At 61.4% G+C, this 4,025-nt stretch carries 1 protein-coding gene; it reads left to right on the top strand.

Annotated elements, in window-relative coordinates; all coding sequences use genetic code 11:
- Positions 1-4,025 (top strand): VCBS domain-containing protein (locus AC1DYF_RS40070; RefSeq protein WP_477884472.1); only part of this gene is annotated, 4,025 nt, incomplete at both ends.

Genomic DNA, 4,025 nt, shown 5'->3' with positions numbered 1-4,025 from the left:
ACAGCATCACCGTGGCCACGGCCGACGGCACCACCAAGGTGCTGACGGTCACCATCCACGGCACCAATGATGCGGCGGTGATCACCGGCACGAACACGCAGCAGCTCACCGAGACCGACGCCGCCCAGAGCACAGGCGGCAAGCTCAGTGCCACGGATGTCGACAGCTCTGCCGCCTTTGTCGCGCAGACCAATGTCAATGGCAGCAATGGCTATGGCAAGTTCTCGATCGCCGCCGACGGCACCTGGACCTATGCCATGACGGGCGCGCATAACGAGTTCCAGGGCGGCAAGGACTATACCGACAGCATCACGGTTACCACGGCTCACGGCACCATGAAGGTGCTCACCGTCACCATCCATGGCAGCAACGACGCGGCGGTGATCACCGGCACGAACACGCAAACGCTCACCGAGACCGATGCTGCGCAGACCACCGGCGGCAAGCTCAGCGCCACCGATGTCGACGGCTCTGCCGCCTTCGTCGCGCAGAACAATGTCGCCGGCAGCAATGGCTACGGCAAGTTCACCATCCAGGCCGACGGCACCTGGACCTATGCCATGACGGGCGCCCATAATGAATTCCAGGGCGGCAAGGATTATACCGACAGCATCACGGTGAAGACCGCCGACGGCACTACCAAGGTGCTGACCGTTACCATCCACGGCACCAATGACGCGGCGGTGATCGGCGGCACGGCCACACAGACGCTCACCGAAACCGATGTCACGCAGAGCACCGGCGGCAAGCTCAGCGCCAGCGATGTCGACAGCTCTGCCGCTTTCGTCGCGCAGACCAATGTCAATGGCAGCAATGGCTATGGCAAGTTCACGATCGCCGCCGACGGCACCTGGACCTATGCCATGACGGGCGCCCATAATGAGTTCCAGGGCGGCAAGGATTACACCGACAGCATCACCGTGGCCACGGCCGACGGCACCACCAAGGTGCTGACGGTCACTATCCACGGCACCAATGATGCGGCGGTGATCACCGGCACGAGCACGCAGCAACTCACCGAGACCGACGCCGGGCAGAGCACCGGCGGCAAGCTCAGCGCCACGGATGTCGACAGCTCTGCTGCCTTCGTCGCGCAGACCAATGTCGCCGGCAGCAATGGCTACGGCAAGTTCACCATCCAGGCCGACGGCACCTGGACCTATGCCATGACCGGCGCCCATAATGAATTCCAGGGCGGCAAGGATTATACCGACAGCATCACGGTGAAGACCGCCGACGGCACCACCAAGGTGCTGACCGTCACCATCCACGGCACCAACGACGCGGCGGTGATCGGCGGCACAGCCACGCAGACGCTCACCGAAAGCGATGTCGCGCAGACCACCGGCGGCAAGCTCAGTGCCAGCGATGCCGACAGCTCTGCCGCCTTCGTCGCGCAGAGCAATGTCGCCGGCAATCATGGCTATGGCACGTTCACCATCGCCGCCGACGGCACCTGGACCTATGTGATGAACGGCGCTCATAACGAGTTCGCCGGCGGCCAAGATTACACCGACAGCATCACGGTGGCCACGGCTGATGGCACCACCAAGGTGCTGACCGTGACGATCCACGGCACCAACGACGCGGCGGTGATCACCGGGACGAACACGCAGGAACTGACCGAGACGGACGTGGCCCAGAGCACCGGTGGCAAGCTCGACGCTTCCGATGTCGATAGCTCGGCGCTGTTCACGGCGCAGAGCAATGTCGCCGGCAATCACGGCTATGGCACGTTCACGATCCTGGCCGACGGCACCTGGACCTATGTCATGAACGACGCTCATGACGAGTTCAAGGTGGGTCATGACTATACCGACAGCATCACGGTGAAGACCGCCGACGGCACCTCCCAGGTGATCACCGTGACCATCCATGGCACCAATGATGCCGCGGTGATCGGCGGCACCAGTGCGCAGGAACTGACCGAGACCGACGTCGCTCAAAACACTGGCGGCAAGCTTGGCGCCACCGATGTCGACAGCCCCAACACCTTCGTCGCGCAGACCGATGTTGCCGGCAATCACGGCTATGGCACGTTTACGATCCTGGCTGATGGCACCTGGACCTATATCATGAACGACGCCCATGACGAGTTCAAGGCGGGTCATGACTATACCGACAGCATCACGGTGACCACCGCCGACGGCACCTCACAGGTGATCACGGTCACCATCCACGGCACCAATGATGCGGCGACGATCGGTGGCAGCAGCACACAAGAACTGACTGAGACGGATTCAACCCAAAACACCGGCGGCAAGCTCGATGCCAGCGATGTCGACAGCTCTGCCAACTTCGATGTGCAGACCGATGTCGATGGTAGCAATGGCTACGGCAAGTTCACCATCGCTGCCGATGGTACCTGGACCTATGTCATGAACGACGCTCATGATGAGTTAACGGCGGGTCATGACTATACCGACAGCATCACCGTGACCACCGCCGACGGCACCTCCCAGGTGATCACTGTCACCATCCACGGAACCAATGATGCCGCGGTGATTGGTGGCACCAGCACGCAGGAACTGACGGAGACGGATTCGGCCCAAAACACCGGCGGTAAGCTGGATGCTTCCGACGTCGATAGTTCCGCCAACTTCGATGTGCAGACCGATGTCGATGGTAGCAATGGCTACGGCAAGTTCACCATCGCTGCCGATGGTACCTGGACCTATGTCATGAACGACGCTCATGATGAGTTCAAGGCGGGTCATGACTATACCGACAGCATCACCGTGACCACGGCGGATGGCACCAGCCAGATGATCACCGTGACCATCCATGGCACCAATGATGCCGCCGCCATAACCGGCACCAGCGCACAGGAACTGACGGAGACCAACGTCGCTCAAAACACGGGCGGCAAACTCAGTGCCACTGATGTCGATAGCCCGAACAGCTTTGTCGTGCAGACCGATGTCGCCGGCAATCACGGCTATGGCACATTCACCATCCTGGCAGATGGCACCTGGACCTATGTCATGAATGATGCCCATGACGAGTTCGTCGGCGGCCAGGATTACACCGACAGCATCACGGTGGCCACGGCTGATGGCACCACCCAGGTGATCACGGTCACCATCCATGGCACCAATGACGCCGCGGTGATCACCGGCACCAGCGCGCAGGAACTGACGGAGACCGACACCGCCCAGAACACCGGCGGCAAGCTCGACAGCACGGCCAACTTCGTCGCGCAGACCGATGTTGCCGGCAATCACAGCTATGGCAAGTTCACCATCGCCGCTGATGGCACCTGGATCTATGTCATGAACGATGCCCATGACGAGTTCAAGGCAGGCCACGACTATACCGACAGCATCACCGTCACCACCGCCGACGGCACCACCCAGGTGATCACGGTCACTATCCACGGCACCAATGACGCGGCCCTCATCACAGGAACGAGCACCCAGGAACTGACGGAGACGGATTCGGCTCAAAACACTGGCGGCAAGCTCGATGCTTCCGATGTCGACAGTTCGGCCAACTTCGATGTGCAGACCGATGTCGATGGCAGCCATGGCTATGGCAAGTTCTCGATCGCCGCCGACGGCACCTGGACCTATGTCATGAACGATGCCCATGACGAGTTCAAGGCAGGCCACGACTACACCGACAGCATCACTGTCACCACCGCCGACGGCACCAGCCAGGTGATCACGGTCACCATCCACGGCACCAATGATGCAGCCGTGATCGGCGGCAGCAGCACCCAGGAACTGACGGAGACCGACACTGCCCAGAACACCGGCGGCAAGCTGGACGCCTCCGACGTCGACAGCTCGGCCGCCTTCGATGTGCAGACCGATGTCGATGGTAGCCATGGCTTCGGCAAGTTCTCGATCGCCGCCGACGGCACCTGGACTTATGTCATGAACGAYGCCCATGAYGAGTTCAAGGCGGGTCATGACTATACCGACAGCATCACCGTGACCACCGCCGACGGCACGTCCCAGGTGATCACCGTCACCATCCACGGCACCAATGATGCAGCCGTGATCTCGGCGGCAGCAGCACCC

This window comes from Rhizobium sp. P2_G9, assembly GCF_056403475.1.
The sequence above is the reverse complement of the archived record's forward strand: the minus strand, read 5'-3'. Positions and strand labels throughout refer to the sequence as shown.